We start from the raw sequence: 16938 nt of genomic DNA on the forward strand, positions 1-16938 counted from the left end.
CGGCTCAACCGCCGTGGTGGAACGCCTCGACGACCGCGGCCATGTCCTCGCCGCTGTGGCCTGACTCCAGGGCCGCTTCGAACCGTCCGCGCAACGCGTCCATGAGCGCCGAGCTCACCCCGGAAGACCGCAGCGCCTCGGCGATGAGAGCCGAATCCTTCGCGGCACCGTCGAGCGGGAACGCTGGCGGGAAATCCCCGGCGATCATCGCCTTGCCCTTGAGCTGGGCATAGGCACTGTCCGTCCCCGCGCCGGAGATGGTGTCGAGGAACAGCTGCGGGTCGAGCCCCAGCCCGCGTGCGAGGTCGATGGCCTGGGCCGTCCCGCCCACGAGCGTGAGCACCCACGAGTTCATGACGAGCTTGAGCCGCTGTCCGTCCCCCGGCTGCTCGCCGACCCAGACCGTGGTGGACCCGATCGCGTCGAACGCGGGCGCAACGGCCTCGCGCACCTCACTGGGGCACCCCGCCAGCACGGTGAGCGTCCCCTCCTGCGCGGGCTGCTTCGTGCCCATGACTGGCGCGTCAACGAAGGGCACGCCCGCCGCGCGCGCCTGGTCGGCGAGCCGCTGGGCCCCATCGGGCCCCACGGTGGCGCTCTGCACCCAGACCGCGCCGGGCTTCATGCCGGAGAACACCTCCGCCATGACATCGGCGGTCGCCTCCTCGTCGAAGAGCATGGTCAGCACGAGGTCAGCACCCGCAACCGCCTCGGCCGCGCTCTCGGCGACCCGCGCGCCGTCGTCCGCGAGTGCCGCTGCCCGCTCGCGGCTGCGGTTCCAGACGGCGACGTCGAACCCTGCCTTGGCGAGGTTCCGCGCCATCCCCGCGCCCATGATCCCCGTTCCGAGGACCGCTGCCTTTGTACCCATGTGTGCCTTCCTTTCGCCTCGGTCCACGCTAGTTCCCGCGACGCCACAGCCTCAAGGGGCATCGCCGCTTCAAAGGGCATTGCCGCGGCAGGCACACGCTGCGACGATGACTGCGTGGCGTACAGCACTGAGCTCGCGGAGCGGATCCGCGGCGTCCTCGCCGGCACCGCGGACTTCACCGAGAAGAAGATGTTCGGGGGCCTCGCGTTCCTGGTCGGCGGCAACATGGCGGTGAGCGCGAGCGGCGAAGGCGGACTGCTCCTGCGCGCCGACCCGGCGGCCAGCAAAGAGCTGTGTGCGAACCCCGGCGTCGAGCGGGCCGTGATGCGCGGCAAGGCCATGGACGGCTGGCTCCGCGTGGATGATGACGCCATCGCGGACGACGCCGGGCTGCGCCGCTGGGTCCAGGTCGGCGTCGACTACGCCCGGTCGCTGCCGGCCAAGTAGCCAACAGGGCGCGGAGCATTCCCCTCAGCGGAGCGCGTTTGGCAGACTGCGGAGGATGACCCAGTTGACCAGCATGTTCGGCCGCCTCTTCGCCGCCGGCTTCGGCGCTGTCAAGGCCCTCCGGCCGCACCGCCCCATCCACACGCAGGGCGTACTGCTGGCCGGGTCTCTCGAGGTTGACGGCGGCACCTCGGGGATCCCGTTCCTGGACACGCCCTCGTCGACGCCCGTGACGGCCCGGCTCTCGCGCTCGCTAGGCCTACCTCTTCCGTGGCCGGACATCATCGGGCTCGCCCTCCGCTTCCCGAAGCACGACGGCGACGCCGACCTCCTGCTCGCATCCACAGGCTGGGGCGTCCCCGGCAGGTTCTTCCTCACCATGCACCGCACGGCCGGACCGGCGAACCTGACGTCCCTCATGCCCTACCGGGGCAGTCGCGGTGCCGTCCTGCTGGGCGCCCGTACGCTCGGCTCGGACCCGGGCTCGCCGGGCCGGTTCGCGCCGGACGCCGAGTGGGAGCTCGCGCTGTCCTGGACCGCTCCGCGCGGAGTCTGGCATCGCTGCGGGAGGATCATCCTCGCCCCCGTCCTCGATTCCGAGGGCAGGGTCCAGGACACCCCAGAGCGCTTCGACCCGCTGCTCAACGAGCTGCCCACGGCCGGCACATACGGGTGGACGCGGCGCCTGCGCGAGCACTCGTACCGGCGGGCGCGAAGCTAGGCTTCCGGTTGCTCGAACGCCGTCTCGGTGATCCCGCGCTCACTCTCGCGGGCGCGCGCCCTCCCACCTCTCGATCTCGGCGAGCAGCTCGCCCTTTCGCTCCGCGGAGGCGAAGCTCGCGGTGACCGAGTTTCGGGCCAAGAGGCCCAGCTCCGCGGCGGAGAGGCCGAACTCCTCGGCGACAGCCTCCAGATTCTCCCCCGCATAACCGCCGAAGTATGCAGGGTCGTCCGAGTTCACGGTCACGTGGAGCCCAGCGGCGAGCATGGCCGGCAACGGATGGTCCGCCAGCCGGTCCACAGCGCGGAGCCGCACGTTGGAGAACGGGCAGACGGTGAGCGGGATGCCGTGCTCGGCCAAGTGCCGCACGAGCTCTGGGTCCTCGAGGGACCGGATGCCGTGGTCGATCCGCTCCGCGCCCAGCTCGCGCAGCGCGTCCCACACATACTCGGGCCCGCCCTCCTCCCCTGCATGCGCCACGGCGTGGAGGCCGAGTGCACGGGCCTCGGCATAAATAGGGGCAAACCTCCCTGCGGGGTTGCCCACCTCGGCCGAGTCCAGGCCGACACCGAGCAGCGCCTCGGGCCGCGTCCGCGCTTCAGCCCACACCTCCTCCGCCTCCTCCACTGGGGCGTCCCGCAGGAAGCACAGGATGAGCCCGCCGGTCACGCCCAGGTGAGCGGCAGCGTCGAGCGCGTCCTGCAGGCCCCCGATCACGTCTGCATACGGGACCCCGCGGGCGGTATGGGCCTGGGCGTCGAAGAACAGCTCGACGTGGCGGACGCCCTCGGCCGCGGCCCGGCGGAGATAGGCCGCGGCGAGGTCGCGGAAGTCCTCGCGCGTGCGCAGCACATCCATGCAGGCGTAGTACAGGTCGAGGAAGGACTGCAGGTCCGTGAACCGGTACGCGGCGCGCAACTCCTCAACGGACGCGAAGGGCAGGTCGACGCCGTTCCGCACCGCGAGCGCGAACGCGAGGTCAGGCTCGAGCGTGCCCTCGACGTGCAGATGCAACTCGGCCTTGGGCAGGGTGAGGGCGTCGGAGGTCATGCGCTCTACCCTCGCACACGGCGCCGCCTCCGGCCTTTACGCAATCTTTGCAGTTCTGAATATTCACAAAATTGTGAAAACGGAGTAGCCTTAATGGCATGGACACCGTCATCAAGACTGTCGACCTCCACAAGCACTTCGGCCGCGTCCACGCCCTCGACGGCCTCGACCTCGAGGTGGCGCGCGGAGAGGTCCACGGCTTCCTCGGCCCGAACGGGGCCGGCAAATCCACCACCCTGCGCATCCTGCTGGGCCTGGCTCGTGCCACCTCGGGCAGCGCCACCGTGCTCGGCAGGGACCCTTGGTCTGACGCGGTGGACCTCCACCGTCACGTCGCGAGCATCCCCGGGGACGTCAGCATCTGGCCCAACCTCTCCGGTGGCGAGGCTATCGACCTCATCTCGCACCTGCGCGGCGGCACCACCGACCACGCGGCCTATAGGGCGCGCAAGAAGGAGCTGTGCGAGACCTTCGACTTCGACCCCACGAAGAAGGGCCGTGCGTACTCGAAGGGCAACCGCCAGAAGGTAGCCCTGATTGCCGCCTTGGCCACGGACGCGGAGCTCTACCTCCTCGACGAGCCCACAAGCGGCCTCGACCCGCTCATGGAGGCGGTGTTCACGCGCGAGGTCCGCAGACTCGCCAACGCGGGCGCCACCGTGCTCCTCTCAAGCCACATCCTCTCCGAGGTCGAGCGGCTCGCCGACCGGGTCAGCATCATCCGCTCCGGCAGGATCGTGGACGGCGGCACGCTCGACTCGCTGCGGCACCTGACCCGGACGGAGATCTCCTTTTCCGCCGGGGCCCCGGGCACAGCCAGCCACATCGACACGGAGGCGCTCGCCCTGCGTCCCGAGGTCCACGACCTCACAGTCGCGGACGGCCGCGTGAAGTTCGGCGCCGACTCGGACCGCGTCCACGAGGTCCTGCCGCTTCTCGGCACCCTCGGCGTCAAGGGCCTGCTCGTCTCGCCGGCCTCGCTCGAGGAGCTCTTCCTCCGCCACTACGGCGACACGGTGGACCAAACCCCGTCAGAGGGCGAGAAACGGAAGCACGACGACGGCCATCACCATCGCCGCCACCGGACCCCGGAGAAGACCCCGGCCAACACCAGCACGGGAGCCTGACATGGGCACGTTCCTCACGCTCTACCGGCAGCGCCTGCGCCGTGACCGGTGGCAGCTCGTCGGCTGGATCCTCGGCATCGCGGCCATGGCGATGTTCTCGGTCGCCGCGGTCGCCAAGACCTATGGCGACTACACCACCCAGGCCGAGATCCTCAAGGTCGCCCTCGCGACGCCAGCGATCCTCATCTTCCGCGGGCTCGCCCGCGGTCCGGGGATCGGAGCCTTCACGTTCTTCGAGATCTTCACCTTCCTCGCCCTGCTCGCGGGCTGGATGAGCACGTTCATGGCGGTCCGGCACTCGCGAGCGGAGGAGGAGACCGGACGGGCGGAGATGGTCTCCTCGACGCCCGCTGGGCGCATGCTGCCCCTCGCCGCCACGGCGGTGCACGGTGTGGTCGCGAACATCCTTGCCGCAGCCGTCGTCGCACTCGGGTTCATCGCCTCAAACCTGGACCCGGCAGGCTCAATTGTGGCCGGCGCCGCGACGGGCGCCGTGGGCATCTCCTTCCTCGGGATCGGCCTCCTCGCCAGCGAGTTTATGAGCACCTCGCGAGGTGCCAACGCCATCTCGGCCTCGCTCGTGCTCGCGGCGTATCTCCTCCGCGGCTTCGGTGACGCCGCGGGCACGCCGGGCGCAGACGGCATGTCCATGACGGCCGGGTGGCCCAGCTGGCTCTCCCCCATCGGCTGGGGCCAGCAGACCTTTGCCTATACGGGCGACCGCTGGTGGCCCCTAGTACTCCCGCTCGCCCTCGGGGGCGTGTGCATCGCGGCGACCGCGCTGATCCGGGACCGGCGGGACGTCGGTGCCTCCCTTCTCGCGGGACGCACAGGACGCGCGGACGCCCGCCCCGTCCTGAACGGCTCGTTCGCCCTCGCGGCGCGGCTCCAAATGGGCTCCATCATCGGCTGGTGCATTGGCGGTCTGGCAACCGGGCTCCTGACGGGTGGCCTCGGATCGGCGGTCGGGGCGGTGACCCAGACGAACCCCGAGGCCACCAAGGCCCTTCGCAGCATGATCGAGGCCCAGGGCGCCTCGACGTCGCAGCTCCTCGTCTCGGTCTTCTTCCTCCTGGCGGGTGTCCTCGCAGCCGCGTGCGCGCTCCAGGCGATCATCCGCGCGCGGCAGGAGGAGGCGAGCGGAACCGGCCCGTGGCTCGTGTCCCAGCCGCTCGGCCGCATCCGCTGGTTCGCGGACTACCTCGCCCTCGGGTCGCTCACGATCGTGGCCGTCATGCTCCTCACCGCGGCGGGCGCGTGGGTCTCGCTCGTCGCCTCCGGCGACACCTCTGAGGCCGTGGGCAACGTCTGGATGTCTGCGATCGACCAGATCCCGGCCGCGCTCATCTTCCTGGCCATCCCGGCGCTCGTCTTCGTCGCCTGGCCGGAGGCGACGATCCCCGCCGGGTGGACTGTCCTGGGGGTCGCCGTGCTGCTGGGGGTCTTCGGCGGCCTGATCGGCGTCGACCAGTCGATGACGGACCTCTCGCCGTTCTCGCATACCCCCGTCCCGGGCCCGGGTGGCCGCGACTGGGCGGGAGGGTTGTGGATGCTCGGCATCTCCTTGGTGGCCACGGTCTCCTCGCTCGCGCTGATGCGCCGGCGTGAAGTGGGATCGTCGTGAGTGCTCAACCGAGCCGCTCCGCGGACGCGCAGGACGACGGTTCTGCCGCCACCGCGCGTGCCCCCGCCGGCGACCGGGCCGGCGTCGTCCGTCCCGAAGCAGAAGTGAGGCGCATCCCGGAGGCCGCCGAGACCTCCGCCGCGGTCATGATCGCGGCGGGCTTCCCCAAGATGCCGGCGCGGGCGCTCATGGCGCTCGTGGTCTCAGAGGACGGCGCTCTCACCGCGGCGGAGCTGGGCGAGGCACTCGGGGCGAGCCCTGCCGCGGTCTCCGGCGCAGTGCGCTACCTGCAGACCGTCGGATTCGCGCACAGGGTCTCGCAGCCCGGCAGCCGGCGCGACAGGTACGCGCTCCCCGAGGACCTCTGGTACGTGGCGACCCTGCGCCAGAACCCCGTCTACGATCGTCTGGGTGCACTCTCGGCGGCCCTTGCCGACGATCTCCCCGCCGGCTCCGCCGCCCGATCCCGCGCGGAGGACATGGCCCACTTCTACCGGTTCATTGCCGAGCACATGCCCAAGCTCTTGGATGAGTGGGAGGCTGAGCGCAACCTTGGCGGGTGAGCCGACGCGCGCTCCAGCCCTGTTCCTCGCTCGGCGCGTCGCTGTCCGGCGTGTCGCGTGCGATGTGCACCAGCGAGTGGGCACGAACGCGCGCGCGTGGCAGGCTGGTACCGACCCGAGCACGGTGTAGCCCAGGCTGCCAGGCACAGACCGGCAAGCACGGTCCAGCAATCACGAGGAGCACGCATGTCCCGCATCGCCATCATCGGAGGCCACGGCAAGGTCGCCCTCCTCCTCGCGCCGATCCTCGTGGGCCGTGGGGACGAGGTCACTTCTATCGTGCGGGACCCGGAGCATGTCCAGGACGTTGAGGCGACCGGCGCCAAGGCCGTCGTCGCGGACGTCGAGTCCCTCGATGAGCGGGGCCTCGCGGAGATCCTCGCCGGCCACAACGCCGTGGTGTGGTCGGCTGGGGCCGGCGGAGGGAACCCCGAGCGGACGCGCGCGGTGGACCGCGACGCCGCCATCCGTTCCATGAAGGCGGCAGCGACCGCGAGCGTCCCGCGCTACGTTATGGTTTCCTACCTCGGTGCGCGGCCTGACCACGGGGTGCCAGAGTCGAACCCGTTCTTCCACTATGCCGAGGCCAAGGCCGCCGCGGACGAGCACCTCCGGAACACGGCGCTCGACTGGACGATCCTCGGCCCGTCCGCACTCACCCTCGACCCCGGTACCGGGAGGATCGCACTGGCGGACCACTCAGACTCCCGCGGCGTGAGCCGTGAGGACGTTGCCGCTGTCGCGGCTGCCGCCCTGCGGGAGCCTCGCACGGTCCGGCAGTTCGTGGGCTTCACCCAGGGCGAGACCCCCATCGAGGAGGCGCTCGCCTCGCTCTGAGGCCCGCCTGCCGACATCAACCGCCTCGTCTGACGAACAATCGCTAGGTGGCCGCGTTCTCGATCGCCTCGAGGCCGCGTTTGAACGAGGCCTTGACTGGTTTGCCTCTGGAGAGCCTGATCATCCTGCAGATCGCCCTGCCCATCAAGGTGCTGCCAGTGCGGTTCCACACGACGTGGATGAGGCTGCCGCCGCTCCTGCCTGCGCGGATGCTGGCCCAGACGTAGCTACCGGGACGAGAGAAGTTGCTCTCCTGAACGGTCCATCGGACTGTAGTGGGATCTGACCAGTCGTAGAGCTCGCGCGCCCAGACCACCCCACCGGGTGCCTTGCTGCCCTCTCGCACCTCAGCTACGGTCTCGCCCACTGAGTAGACCTCGTAAAGGGAGGGCTCGATGCCGGGCCAGAGTTTGGGGCGCCGGTCGGAGAAGTCCAGCAACGCTGAACGCACCCTCTCCGGTTCGGCTGTGGTCTCCACATCGAACCCGACTGTGTGCTCCTTGACGTTCATGAGAACAGCTTGCCCTTCGGGCAGCGTCCGGACATCGCGCGATCGCGCGATTCCATCTGAGCGGAAGGGCCAGCCGCCCACCGGAACTGCGCCGGGTACTCTGGGCGGCATCAGGTGGTCTATCCGAGAGGGGCGCATCATGACCGGACCGATCGTTGTCGGCGTGGACGGCAGCGAGACCGCCCGCCGCGCCGCCGAGGAGGCGCGGGACCTCGCGGTGGCGCTGGGGGCGCCGCTGCACATCGTCTCAGCCTTCGAGACTGACCGTACCGAGGTCCTCGGCAGCGGCAGCGACACGTGGATCGTCTCGGACGCTGACTCGACCGTGAAGACGGCGAAGACGGTCGCCGCGGACCTCGAGACGCCGGGCCTCACAGTCACCTACGGCGCAGCGCGTGGCCGGCCCGCCGAGGCCATCATCGCCGAGGCGGAGCGCGTCGGGGCCCGCATGATCGTGGTGGGGAACCGTGGCATGCGGGGCCTCGGCAGGCTCCTCGGAAGCGTGGCCAACTCAGTGGCGCATTCCGCGCCGTGTGACGTGCTGATCGTCAAGACCGCCTAGCAGCGCTCATGCGCGAGGGGCACAGGCCCGGCGGGTCGAGACTCGATGCGTCCGAACCGGTGTCCGCGGCGATTGACGTTTCAATTGAGCAACAGGGCCTCGGAATCCACGGTTGGGTCACCGCACCGTGATAGGCGTTGACCATGCAGACGTGGGAAAGCGAACACAGTGACCAGTACGAGAGGATCGTCATCTCACAGCCCGTCACGGAGTCGGACCGCAACTCGGACGTGCTCCGCATACCGACCAGCGCTCTGGCGGTGTTCCCGGTGGCCCCAGAGGTGGTCCGGGTGTCCGTCAACGGCGACGAGCGGTCGGTGCTGTGGAGCCCGCGGAGCAACGACCGCCGCTCCGGGACGCTCGCCGTGGGCATGGACGTGATGAGCGGGCTCCCCATGCGCGAGGCCGTGCAGATCGGCGTCAAGGACGGGGTCTTCCACCTCCGCCCGGCCCCTGAGGCTGCCTGACGCGAGAATTGTCGGACCCCTCTGTTCTGCTGGGGGTGCGGTCGGCCCTGCCTGGGACGGCTGCGTCAGGGGGGCCGCTGCGTCGGGACAGGGCGCAGCGCGCAGGGGTGATGTCCGGGACGGCGAAGATGGGGGGCCGCCCCGGGCATTGCCGCGTGGACAGAGAGCGGCCAGAGTTGACCCATGGGCCGCCTCGTCTATATGAACCTCGCGTCCGTGGACGGCTACATCGCCGACCGCACGGGCAACTTCGACTGGGCTCGGCCTGACGACGACGTCCACGCCGCGGTCAACGACCTCCTGCGGCCCATCGGGACGTACCTCTACGGGCGGCGCGTCTACGAGGTGATGCGCTTCTGGGAGGACGCGGACATCACGGCCGAGCAGAGCGCCGTGGCACATGACTTCTCGGAGATCTGGCAGGCCGCGGACAAGGTCGTCTATTCCCGCACCCTCCCCGAGGTCACAACGGCGCGCACACGGCTCGAGCGCGCATTCGACCCGGACGAGGTCCGCACCCTCAAGGAGGGCTCGGCCTCGGACCTCGCGATCGGCGGCCCGGGCCTCGCTGCGGCCGCGTTCGCCGCCGGGCTCGTGGACGACGTCCGGCTGTTCATCGTGCCCGTCACGGTGGGCGGCGGAACGCCTGCGCTACCGGATGCGCGGCTCGATCTGGACCTCGCCGACGAGCGCCGGATCGGCCGCTTCGTGTACCTGCACTACGCCGTCCGGACCCCGGGAGGGGCGACCGTGTGAGCTCGGCGAAACCCGGGCGCGTCGTTCATCAGAACATGATCTAATGCTCTCGTGCCGTGGTCGCGGCGTGGGCGCAGGAGGCAAAGCATCAATGGTGGAAGCGGGCGTTCCCGAGGGGCAGTACTGGTTCGTCGGATCGTATTACCCGGACCAGGAACCGAAGGACCAGACCGAGCGGTTCATCTCCGAGCACATCTGGGAGAACGGCTTCGAGGACCGCTATCTGGACACCGTCAAGTCGATGAAGGTGGGCGACCAGATCGCCCTTAAGACCACGTACGTGCGCCGCACGGGGCTCCCCTTCGACCCGCACGGGCATGCCGTACCGGTCATGGCGGTCAAGGCAATCGGCGTCATCACGGCCAACCCTGGTGACGGCCGCAAGATCGGCGTCGACTGGACGCGCGTGGACCGCCCGCGTGAGTGGTACTTCTACGCGGGCCGCCACACCATCTGGAAGGTCACTCCCAGCCACTGGATGCGCGCGGCGCTGTTGAAGTTCACGTTCTGGGGCGAGGCGCAGGACACCGACCGGTTCCGCAACGGTCCTGCATGGGCTAAGCGCTTCGGCGACTTCGATCCGAAGCCCGAGCAGCGCTTCGAGTGGACCGCGTTCTACGAGGCGATGGCGACGGCGCTGCTGAGGTTCCGCAACCGCCGCACCGAGCTGCTCGACCACCTGCGCGAGATGCAGGAGCGCCACGAGGAGCTCGGCTTCCTCATGGACCGGGACTGGCGGGACAACCCGGTGCCGCTCAAGGACATCTGCCCCTTCACAGTCATGGGCACCTTCAACCGGGGGACGACCCCCGCCAAGCGCACGGAGATCGCTGCCGACTGGGCAGCGTTCCTCGGCGTCACCGTCCCAGCGCCCACCAGCTTCGACGGAATCCCGCTGCTGAACAACCAGAACTCCTGGTTCTTCCCGCCAGCCGGGACGCGCCAGCGGGACGACATTGACAGCCTGTGGGACGTGCTTGAGACGGCGCTGGCCGCCGCCGGCTCCGCCGAGGACCACGAGCGGTTCCGCCTCGCCGCTGCGTACGACCGCGCCCGCGATATCTACCGGGTGGGCACCAAGCTCACCATGGGCCTGTTCTGGATCCGGCCGTGGAACTACGTCCCGCTCGATGGCCGCTCGCGCCAGTACCTCAAAACCGAGCTCATGCTCGACCAGGACTTCTTCACGGCCGACGGCTCCGCCTACGTGACCCTCCTGGACACCCTCGCCTCGAAGTTCGAGGATCCCCAGTTCGCGGTGCACTCCTTCCCCGAACTGACCTGGACGGCCTACCTCGAGCGCTACGGCCACGGTGCCCACAGCGACCTGGGGGATGCGGACGAGGCGCCCGAGCCCGAGGACGACCCCACGCCGATGTCCCCGCAGGCCAGCTACACCGTGCATGACATCGTCACCGACGGCTGCTTCATTGACGAGGCCGACCTCAGCGACTACCTGGCACGGTGGCGGTCCAAGAAGAACCTCATCCTCCAGGGCCCTCCCGGCACAGGCAAGACGTGGCTCGCACGCCGCCTGGCGTATGCCCTCATCGGCACGAAGGACAACAAGTCCGCCCTCCGCGCCACGCAGTTCCACCCGAACTCGAGCTACGAGGACTTCGTGCGCGGATGGCGGCCGGGCTCCGACGGCAGGCTGACCCTCGTGGACGGCCCGTTCCTCGAGATGGTCGAGCGGGCGAACGCCAATCCGGACGTCCCCCACGTGATGCTCATCGAGGAGATCAACCGCGGCAACCCGGTGCAGGTCTTCGGCGAGCTCCTGACCCTCATCGAGGCGGGCAAGCGGTCCCCGCGCGAATCGCTGCAGCTGGCGTACCCGCGCTCGGGCACCGAGAGCGTCCACGTGCCGAGCAACCTCTACATCATCGGCACCATGAACCTGGCCGACCGCTCGCTGGCGATCATGGACCTCGCGTTCCGCCGCCGGTTCGCGTTCGTCTCCCTCGAGCCGAGTGTCAACGACGCGTGGCAGTCCTGGATGTCGGCCCGGCACGGCGTGGACTCCAAGGAGCTCGAGCTCGTCCGCTTCCGCTTCGAGGCACTCAACGACCGCATCGCCGATGACCCGACGCTGGGCTCCGAGTTCCGTCTGGGCCACTCCTTCGTCACTCCCCCCGCTGAGGAGCGCGTCGCCTCGTTCGCCGACTGGTTCCGGGGCGTCGTGGACACGGAGATCGTGCCGACCCTCGAGGAGTACTGGTTCGACGACGCGGCCAAGGCGGAGGCGGCATCGGCGGCGCTGCTCGAAGGCCTCGAGTGACCGAGGCGCACCCGGAAGAGCGCACGACGGCGCGCGGCCCCTCCGCCGCGGCTGACGGTTCCGTCGTGGTCGCGGACGGGGTGCGCATCCCCGTGCGCAACGTGTGGCTGCTCCTCCTGTACGCCTCGGAGTTCTACCAATCCGGCCCGGAGGCCTTCGACGGGATCGAGGAGTATCCCGAGAAGCTCCCCGAGCTCTTGGCCGAGCTGCTCGTCGCGAGCGCCGAGGACCGCCTGCGCAGGCCGCTCACGCCGTCGTTCTCCAAGACGTCGCGGGACCTCGCGAGGGTCCGCGGCGGGATCGACACACTCCGCACCGAATCGCACCAGCTGCTCTCCCGCGGGCTCGTGGCGTGCCGGTTCGAGGAGCTCACGGTGGACACCCCCCGCAATCGCCTCATCCGTACCGCCCTCGATTCGATTTCACGCCTGTGCGCGGACGAAGAGCTGATGCGCCGCTGCCAGGGACAGTCGCAGCGGCTCGCCCAGCTCGGCGTGGGCACGCTCGACCTGCGGGCGGGGCAGCGAGACCAGGCCGCGTCTGCCGCGGCGCGGCTCACGCGCAACGACCAGCGTGACCGGTCGGTGCTCCTCGCAGCCCGCCTTGCACTCCAGCTCTCGCTCCCGTTCGGGCGGACCAGGCCGGGCCATGGCCGCGGGGTCCTCGACGAACGCCAGTTCCGGAACCTGTTCGAGCGGGCCGTGGGCGGCTTCTACTCGGTGTACGGGCGCCCGCACGGCTGGACCGTGCAGCGCGGCCGCAAGGTCGGATGGAAGACGAGCGGTGCGACGCTGGGGCTGGCGGCCGTCCTTCCGCACATGGCCACCGACGTCTGGATCGACGTGCCGGCCCGGGGCCGCCGGCTCATCATCGACACGAAGTTCACAGCGGCCCTGCGGCCCGGGCGGTTTGCCCGCGAGACCCTGAGCTCGGGCCACCTCTACGAGCTCTACACGTACGTCCGGGAGCAGGAATCAGGCACCGACCCCGCCTCGCTGACGGCCGGGGGGCTGCTGATCTATCCGTCCGCGGGCAGCCCGCTCACAGAGTCCTTCATCTCCTCGGGACATCGCCTCGGGGCCGCGACCGTGGACCTCTCCGTGGCGTCCGTCCTCGTCCGGGACCAGTTCATCGCTGCCGTGGCGCCCTACCTCGGAGCGCCCCAGACGTAAGGGCGTCTCCCCACGGTCAGTAGTTTCGGGCTGGCAGCATTGGCGTGTGTCGCGCACAGAGTCTGCCACGGACGGGACTCTCTCGGCGTCAGCGGGAAGCGTCGCGGTAGCCCACGTGGACCTCGGTGTCGAGGCCGCGAAGGGAGCTCAGCCTCGAAAGGAGACCGAACAGCTCGGCTGTCTGATCGGGAGTCAGGCCCTCGACAATTGCGGCCTCCTGCGCCTCAGCGGCGCGTCGCAGTGAACGCAGCAGGCCTGCCCCCGGCTCGGTGAGCTGGAGCTCCTGGACCCGCCGGTCTGCCGCGCTCCGCGTCCGGGTGACGAATCCGGCGCCCTCCAGCCGGTCGATGAGCGCGACGACGCGGCTCTGGACGGAGCCGAGTCTCCCTGCGAGCTCGCGCTGGCTGATGCCCGGGGACCGGCCGATGATCCGGATCACACCGGCCTCCGACGGGGAGATGCCCAGGCCTCGGGTCTGGTCGGCGAAGAGCTCGGTCGCGTGCTCCCCGAGCTGGGAGAGCAGAAATCCGATGCGGGCTGGGCGCGGCCTGTCCCCGAGGGACGCGGCTGGCTGAGCGTCTGGCATAGACCCAAGAATACAGCATTGACTGTACGATTCACTGAGTGAATAATTATTTCTATGACTGATTCAGCAGCTCCCCTCGCCCACCAAGAGGACGCTCGCCAAGGGCGTCGGCCGGAGGGCCCCAACGCCGGGATCCTCGCGATCGTCGTGCTCGTGCTCTCGATCGCGGCCGTCGCCCTGCCTGCCATGGCAGCGGGCACAGCGTACCCTTCACCGTCGACTGCCTCCGACGCCATCGCGCGCTACTTCACAGATCACTCCTTCCCAGCGAACCTCACCGGATTCCTCACCTTCGGGGCCTCGGTCCCGCTCGGGATCTACGCGGCGACCATGTACGCACGCCTCCTCCGGCTCGGCATCCGCGTGCCGGGTCCCCACATCTCGTTCTACGGCGGCACCGCAGGCTCGGTCATGCTCGGCGCCTCCGGCCTCCTCATCTGGGCCATGGGCCAGTTGCCAGGCGAGGCCCCCGCCGCCGTCGTGCACCTCGTCGCGGACGCCGCGTTCGCGCTCGGCGGCTTCGGCTTCGCCGCAGGCACCGGGTTGCTCATCGCGGGCATCGCGGTACCCGCCCTCATCCTGCGGCTCACCCCACCATGGCTCGCGTGGGCCGGGCTCGTCCTCGCGGCCTTGGGCGAGATCTCGTTCCTGGGCATGTTCTGGCCGGGAATCGACTATCTCCTGCCGATCGTCCGCTTCGTCGGGCTGGCCTGGCTCACCGCAGTCGGCTTCATGCTCCCCCGATCCCGCCACGAGGTCCCGAAGCGCTGAAGCTGACCATCGTGGAGAATCCGCGAAAAGAAGACCCTTACGGAAGGAGCACCACCATGGAAACCGTCACTGAAGACGTCTTGGACGTGGTGAACGCGTGGGCCGCGGCCGAGCTGGAGGGAGATGTCGAAGCCTACGGCAACCTGCTCATCGACGATTTCCAAGGCATTGGACCCGTCGGGTTCGTCCTCGACAAGGGCCGCTGGGCCCAGCGGCATCTCGGCGACGTGGTCAACGAGGAGTTCGAGATCCTCGAGCCGCACCTACGCCTCTACGGCGACACGGCCCTCGTCGAGGCCGTCCAGCGGCAGAAGACCCAGGCCCGCGGGCGGGACGCGAGCGCGTCGTTCCGCGTGCTCATCGTGCTGGTCCGCGACGACGGTCGCTGGCTCATCGCAAACATCCAATTGAGCGGACCGCTCATCGCGCCCGGGGACTCCGCACCGTGGCTGCGGGAGCAGAACCGATGAGGACGGACACCCTTCGCGGGCAGCGTGTCAGTGGCACGCTGCCCGTTGCGGCGCATCCGAACTGAGGTCCAGCACCGTGAAATGACCGGGTGCTACAGCTAGTCTCCCCGCCCCCAGCGGTGCGAGGATGGGCGGATGGGCGAGGTTACCGACTATGTGGCAACCCTCGACGGATCCGATGCCGAGGCCGTGAGGCACGTCTACGACGTGGCCCGAGAGGTTGCTCCCGAGGCGTCCGAGGGGCGCAGCTACGGCATGGCAGCGCTGCTCCTGCACGGCAAGGGGTACGCGAGTGCGGTCGTGACGAAGAACCACCTCTCGCTCTTCCCCTTCAGCGGCCAGGTCCTCGCAGGCCTTGCCGAGAAGCTCCAGGGCTTCGACTGGGCCAAGGGAACGCTGCGATTCAGCGCCGAGCACCCAGTCCCGGACGATCTGCTGCGGGAGATTTTCGCGGCACGGATCGCCGAGATCGAATCGAAACTCGACGGCTCCAAAAAGCACGCCTGAGCTGCGGCTTTCCCGGTCAGTTGGGTCTACCCTCGAAGCACGTTCGGTGTTCAGCCTTGGGGGGTTGGCGATGGTGGCCGGCACGCGGACCGCGGGGGGCTTCCTGGCGGCGCTGGAGTCCCTGAGCTCCGATGACGAGCTCAGGAAGTACAAACGCGCGTTCCCGCTCGCCACGCGGGGCAGCGACCGGTTCCTCGGTGTGCCGATGGGCTCGGTGTTCGAGCTTGCCCGCGCCTCGGTGGAGATGCCTCTCGACGAGGTGGAGCGGCTCCTTGAGAGTCCGTGGCACGAGGCCCGTGCTGGCGCGGTCGGCATCATGGACTACCAGGCACGCTTGCGCACCACGACGCCCGAGCAACGCCGAGAGCTCTACGAGCTCTACCTGCGCCGTCACGACCGGATCGACTCATGGGACCTCGTGGACCGGGCCGCGATCCATGTGGTCGGCGGCTACCTCGCGGACAGGCCCCGGGACCCGCTCTATGCGCTGGCCCGCTCGTCGAGGCCTCTGGAGCGGCGCACGGCGATCGTCGCATCGATGTACTTCCTCGGCACCGAAGACAGCCGCGACCTGTTCGAGATAGCCGAGCTGCTCGCCAATGACCCGGATGAGTCGGTGCAGAAGGCCACGGGCTGGGCACTCCGGGCGGCCGGCAACCCTGAGCTCGAGGACTTCCTCGATCACTGGGCACCTCGCATGGCCCGCGTCGCGTTGAGGTACGCGGTCGAGAAGCTGCCCAAGGTGACCCGGGAAAGGTACCTCAAGGCCTCCTGAGCTTCAGGGCCGGCCCCGCGGGAAGCTCATGCCGCCCGGCACGCCCCGAGCAACTCGGCCGCCTTGTCATGCTCGGCCTGAGTCATCCAGAGACCGTACGCCGCCTTGACCTCGACGATGTTCACCGCGTACTCGCAACGGAACGACTTGTTGGGCGGGAGCCACGTGGCCAGGTCCGAGTCACCCTTCTCCTGGTTGGCCGCGCCCTCCATCGCCCGGAGGTTCGAGGGATCGTTCGCGAACTCAACCCGCTTCTGGGCCGTCCACTGCTGGGCGCCCTTCTGCCATGCATCCGAGAGCGCAACGACGTGGTCGATCTGCACGTCGGCTGATCGCTCGCCGCGCTGGAAATCGATAGTTTTGCCCGTATAGGGGTCCTGCAGGGTGCCCGAGACCAGCACGCAGTCTCGGGTGCCGGCCTTGAACGCAGGGTCGCGAAGGTCCCGCCGCAGGATGTCGTTCCGGGTATCGCAGCCGTTGTGGTCCGCGTCCGCCCAGGCTTGGCCGAACTGGGCACGGGTGTAGCCCGTCTTCGGCGCCCGGCCCTTCGCCGGAATCGCCGCCAGCGCGGTCTTGGCCGTCTCGAGGCGTGCAGCCGGAACGCTGCCGATCTGGGCCTGCACGCCGGGCAGCGGGGAGTCGAGGCCAGGGACGCTCACAAGGCCCACGAGCCAGGCAAGCACAACGCCGAGGGCCCCGATGCCCATGAGGAAGCCAACTGCGCGGGACCATCGCCGACTCCTGGCCAGCGGCCGAGACGATCGTTGGAACATAGTGAGCCCCCCACTGGATGACGACCTGACCCCTCCACCCTACGAGAATCGCCGACACTATTCGGGC

20 protein-coding genes are annotated in these 16938 nt (G+C 69.4%); 15 read left to right on the forward strand and 5 right to left on the reverse strand.

What is annotated here, in order from left to right; genetic code table 11:
- Nucleotides 1–4: 4 nt before the first annotated feature.
- On the reverse strand, nt 5–871 hold the full coding sequence (locus tag LF262_RS12075) for an NAD(P)-dependent oxidoreductase (protein ID WP_235780649.1): 867 nt from the start codon (nt 869–871) through the stop codon (nt 5–7).
- 114 nt (nt 872–985) lie between these two features.
- Between LF262_RS12075 and LF262_RS12080 the strand changes: the two genes are divergently transcribed.
- Both LF262_RS12080 and LF262_RS12085 read left to right on the forward strand, forming a co-directional pair.
- The gene (locus LF262_RS12080) at nt 986–1318 is read left to right on the forward strand and encodes a TfoX/Sxy family protein (RefSeq protein ID WP_235780650.1); all 333 of its coding nucleotides are present in this window, start codon (nt 986–988) and stop codon (nt 1316–1318) included.
- A gap of 55 nt (nt 1319–1373) precedes the next feature.
- Nucleotides 1374–2039 carry a hypothetical protein gene (locus tag LF262_RS12085; protein WP_235780651.1) on the forward strand — a complete coding sequence of 222 codons (666 nt, stop codon included), beginning with the start codon at nt 1374–1376 and terminating at the stop codon, nt 2037–2039.
- A 39-nt stretch (nt 2040–2078) separates the two neighbouring features.
- Here LF262_RS12085 and LF262_RS12090 read toward each other — a convergent pair whose 3' ends face one another.
- Nucleotides 2079–3089: an adenosine deaminase gene (locus LF262_RS12090; protein ID WP_235780652.1), complete on the reverse strand. Its 1011-nt coding sequence runs from the start codon at nt 3087–3089 to the stop codon at nt 2079–2081.
- Between the two features lie 98 nt (nt 3090–3187).
- Here LF262_RS12090 and LF262_RS12095 point away from each other — a divergent pair, with 98 nt between their 5' ends.
- From LF262_RS12095 to LF262_RS12110, 4 genes are all read left to right on the forward strand, one after another.
- Nucleotides 3188–4216 (forward strand): ABC transporter ATP-binding protein, encoded by a 1029-nt coding sequence (locus LF262_RS12095; RefSeq protein ID WP_235780653.1) that lies wholly within the window; start codon nt 3188–3190, stop codon nt 4214–4216.
- 1 nt (nt 4217) lies between these two features.
- On the forward strand, nt 4218–5840 hold the full coding sequence (locus LF262_RS12100; RefSeq protein ID WP_235780654.1) for an ABC transporter permease: 1623 nt from the start codon (nt 4218–4220) through the stop codon (nt 5838–5840).
- Nucleotides 5837–6403: a GbsR/MarR family transcriptional regulator gene (locus tag LF262_RS12105; RefSeq protein WP_235780655.1), complete on the forward strand. Its 567-nt coding sequence runs from the start codon at nt 5837–5839 to the stop codon at nt 6401–6403. The genes LF262_RS12100 and LF262_RS12105 overlap by 4 nt, the downstream gene beginning before the upstream one ends.
- 186 nt (nt 6404–6589) lie before the next feature.
- A complete protein-coding gene (locus tag LF262_RS12110) occupies nt 6590–7240 on the forward strand; it encodes an SDR family oxidoreductase (RefSeq protein WP_235780656.1) in 651 nt (216 codons plus the stop codon).
- A 43-nt stretch (nt 7241–7283) separates the two neighbouring features.
- Here the strand turns inward: LF262_RS12110 and LF262_RS12115 are convergent, their stop codons facing one another.
- The gene (locus tag LF262_RS12115) at nt 7284–7751 is read right to left on the reverse strand and encodes a hypothetical protein (RefSeq protein ID WP_235780657.1); all 468 of its coding nucleotides are present in this window, start codon (nt 7749–7751) and stop codon (nt 7284–7286) included.
- 139 nt (nt 7752–7890) lie between these two features.
- On the opposite strand from LF262_RS12115, the gene LF262_RS12120 reads away from it, so the two are divergent.
- From LF262_RS12120 to LF262_RS12140, 5 genes are all read left to right on the forward strand, one after another.
- Nucleotides 7891–8313 carry a universal stress protein gene (locus LF262_RS12120; RefSeq protein WP_235780658.1) on the forward strand — a complete coding sequence of 141 codons (423 nt, stop codon included), beginning with the start codon at nt 7891–7893 and terminating at the stop codon, nt 8311–8313.
- A gap of 143 nt (nt 8314–8456) precedes the next feature.
- On the forward strand, nt 8457–8780 hold the full coding sequence (locus LF262_RS12125; RefSeq protein WP_235780659.1) for a hypothetical protein: 324 nt from the start codon (nt 8457–8459) through the stop codon (nt 8778–8780).
- A 183-nt stretch (nt 8781–8963) separates the two neighbouring features.
- The gene (locus tag LF262_RS12130) at nt 8964–9536 is read left to right on the forward strand and encodes a dihydrofolate reductase family protein (RefSeq protein WP_235780660.1); all 573 of its coding nucleotides are present in this window, start codon (nt 8964–8966) and stop codon (nt 9534–9536) included.
- Between the two features lie 91 nt (nt 9537–9627).
- Nucleotides 9628–11817: an McrB family protein gene (locus LF262_RS12135; protein ID WP_235780661.1), complete on the forward strand. Its 2190-nt coding sequence runs from the start codon at nt 9628–9630 to the stop codon at nt 11815–11817.
- A complete protein-coding gene (locus LF262_RS12140) occupies nt 11814–12989 on the forward strand; it encodes a 5-methylcytosine restriction system specificity protein McrC (RefSeq protein WP_235780662.1) in 1176 nt (391 codons plus the stop codon). The genes LF262_RS12135 and LF262_RS12140 overlap by 4 nt, the downstream gene beginning before the upstream one ends.
- 88 nt (nt 12990–13077) lie before the next feature.
- On the opposite strand, the gene LF262_RS12145 is transcribed toward LF262_RS12140, so the two are convergent.
- The gene (locus tag LF262_RS12145; RefSeq protein ID WP_235780663.1) at nt 13078–13575 is read right to left on the reverse strand and encodes a MarR family winged helix-turn-helix transcriptional regulator; all 498 of its coding nucleotides are present in this window, start codon (nt 13573–13575) and stop codon (nt 13078–13080) included.
- 54 nt (nt 13576–13629) lie between these two features.
- On the opposite strand from LF262_RS12145, the gene LF262_RS12150 reads away from it, so the two are divergent.
- The 4 genes from LF262_RS12150 (at nt 13630) to LF262_RS12165 (ending at nt 16098) form a co-directional block, all read left to right on the forward strand.
- Nucleotides 13630–14346, forward strand: coding sequence for a hypothetical protein (locus LF262_RS12150; protein WP_235780664.1), 717 nt, complete (start codon nt 13630–13632; stop codon nt 14344–14346).
- A 56-nt stretch (nt 14347–14402) separates the two neighbouring features.
- The gene (locus LF262_RS12155) at nt 14403–14816 is read left to right on the forward strand and encodes a nuclear transport factor 2 family protein (RefSeq protein ID WP_235780665.1); all 414 of its coding nucleotides are present in this window, start codon (nt 14403–14405) and stop codon (nt 14814–14816) included.
- Between the two features lie 135 nt (nt 14817–14951).
- On the forward strand, nt 14952–15323 hold the full coding sequence (locus tag LF262_RS12160) for an iron chaperone (protein WP_235780666.1): 372 nt from the start codon (nt 14952–14954) through the stop codon (nt 15321–15323).
- A gap of 70 nt (nt 15324–15393) precedes the next feature.
- Complete coding sequence (locus tag LF262_RS12165) at nt 15394–16098, forward strand: DNA alkylation repair protein (protein WP_235780787.1); 705 nt, start codon at nt 15394–15396, stop codon at nt 16096–16098.
- 26 nt (nt 16099–16124) lie between these two features.
- Here the strand turns inward: LF262_RS12165 and LF262_RS12170 are convergent, their stop codons facing one another.
- Nucleotides 16125–16805, reverse strand: a complete 681-nt coding sequence (locus LF262_RS12170; RefSeq protein WP_235780667.1) for an HNH endonuclease family protein — start codon at nt 16803–16805, stop codon at nt 16125–16127.
- Nucleotides 16806–16938: the final 133 nt, after the last annotated feature.

Origin of the sequence: Sinomonas notoginsengisoli (genome assembly GCF_021554725.1) — a bacterium.
Taxonomy (GTDB): domain Bacteria; phylum Actinomycetota; class Actinomycetes; order Actinomycetales; family Micrococcaceae; genus Sinomonas; species Sinomonas notoginsengisoli.

Bases quoted from the DNA above. Each gene is read 5' to 3' on its own strand.
- LF262_RS12075 (WP_235780649.1), bottom strand. From the start codon at position 871: ATGGGTACAAAGGCAGCGGTCCTCGGAACGGGGATCATGGGCGCGGGG.
- LF262_RS12085 (WP_235780651.1), top strand. From the start codon at position 1,374: ATGACCCAGTTGACCAGCATGTTCGGCCGCCTCTTCGCCGCCGGCTTC.
- LF262_RS12090 (WP_235780652.1), bottom strand. From the start codon at position 3,089: ATGACCTCCGACGCCCTCACCCTGCCCAAGGCCGAGTTGCATCTGCAC.
- LF262_RS12095 (WP_235780653.1), top strand. From the start codon at position 3,188: ATGGACACCGTCATCAAGACTGTCGACCTCCACAAGCACTTCGGCCGC.
- LF262_RS12100 (WP_235780654.1), top strand. From the start codon at position 4,218: ATGGGCACGTTCCTCACGCTCTACCGGCAGCGCCTGCGCCGTGACCGG.
- LF262_RS12110 (WP_235780656.1), top strand. From the start codon at position 6,590: ATGTCCCGCATCGCCATCATCGGAGGCCACGGCAAGGTCGCCCTCCTC.
- LF262_RS12115 (WP_235780657.1), bottom strand. From the start codon at position 7,751: ATGAACGTCAAGGAGCACACAGTCGGGTTCGATGTGGAGACCACAGCC.
- LF262_RS12120 (WP_235780658.1), top strand. From the start codon at position 7,891: ATGACCGGACCGATCGTTGTCGGCGTGGACGGCAGCGAGACCGCCCGC.
- LF262_RS12125 (WP_235780659.1), top strand. From the start codon at position 8,457: ATGCAGACGTGGGAAAGCGAACACAGTGACCAGTACGAGAGGATCGTC.
- LF262_RS12130 (WP_235780660.1), top strand. From the start codon at position 8,964: ATGGGCCGCCTCGTCTATATGAACCTCGCGTCCGTGGACGGCTACATC.
- LF262_RS12135 (WP_235780661.1), top strand. From the start codon at position 9,628: ATGGTGGAAGCGGGCGTTCCCGAGGGGCAGTACTGGTTCGTCGGATCG.
- LF262_RS12145 (WP_235780663.1), bottom strand. From the start codon at position 13,575: ATGCCAGACGCTCAGCCAGCCGCGTCCCTCGGGGACAGGCCGCGCCCA.
- LF262_RS12150 (WP_235780664.1), top strand. From the start codon at position 13,630: ATGACTGATTCAGCAGCTCCCCTCGCCCACCAAGAGGACGCTCGCCAA.
- LF262_RS12155 (WP_235780665.1), top strand. From the start codon at position 14,403: ATGGAAACCGTCACTGAAGACGTCTTGGACGTGGTGAACGCGTGGGCC.
- LF262_RS12160 (WP_235780666.1), top strand. From the start codon at position 14,952: ATGGGCGAGGTTACCGACTATGTGGCAACCCTCGACGGATCCGATGCC.
- LF262_RS12165 (WP_235780787.1), top strand. From the start codon at position 15,394: ATGGTGGCCGGCACGCGGACCGCGGGGGGCTTCCTGGCGGCGCTGGAG.
- LF262_RS12170 (WP_235780667.1), bottom strand. From the start codon at position 16,805: ATGGGCATCGGGGCCCTCGGCGTTGTGCTTGCCTGGCTCGTGGGCCTT.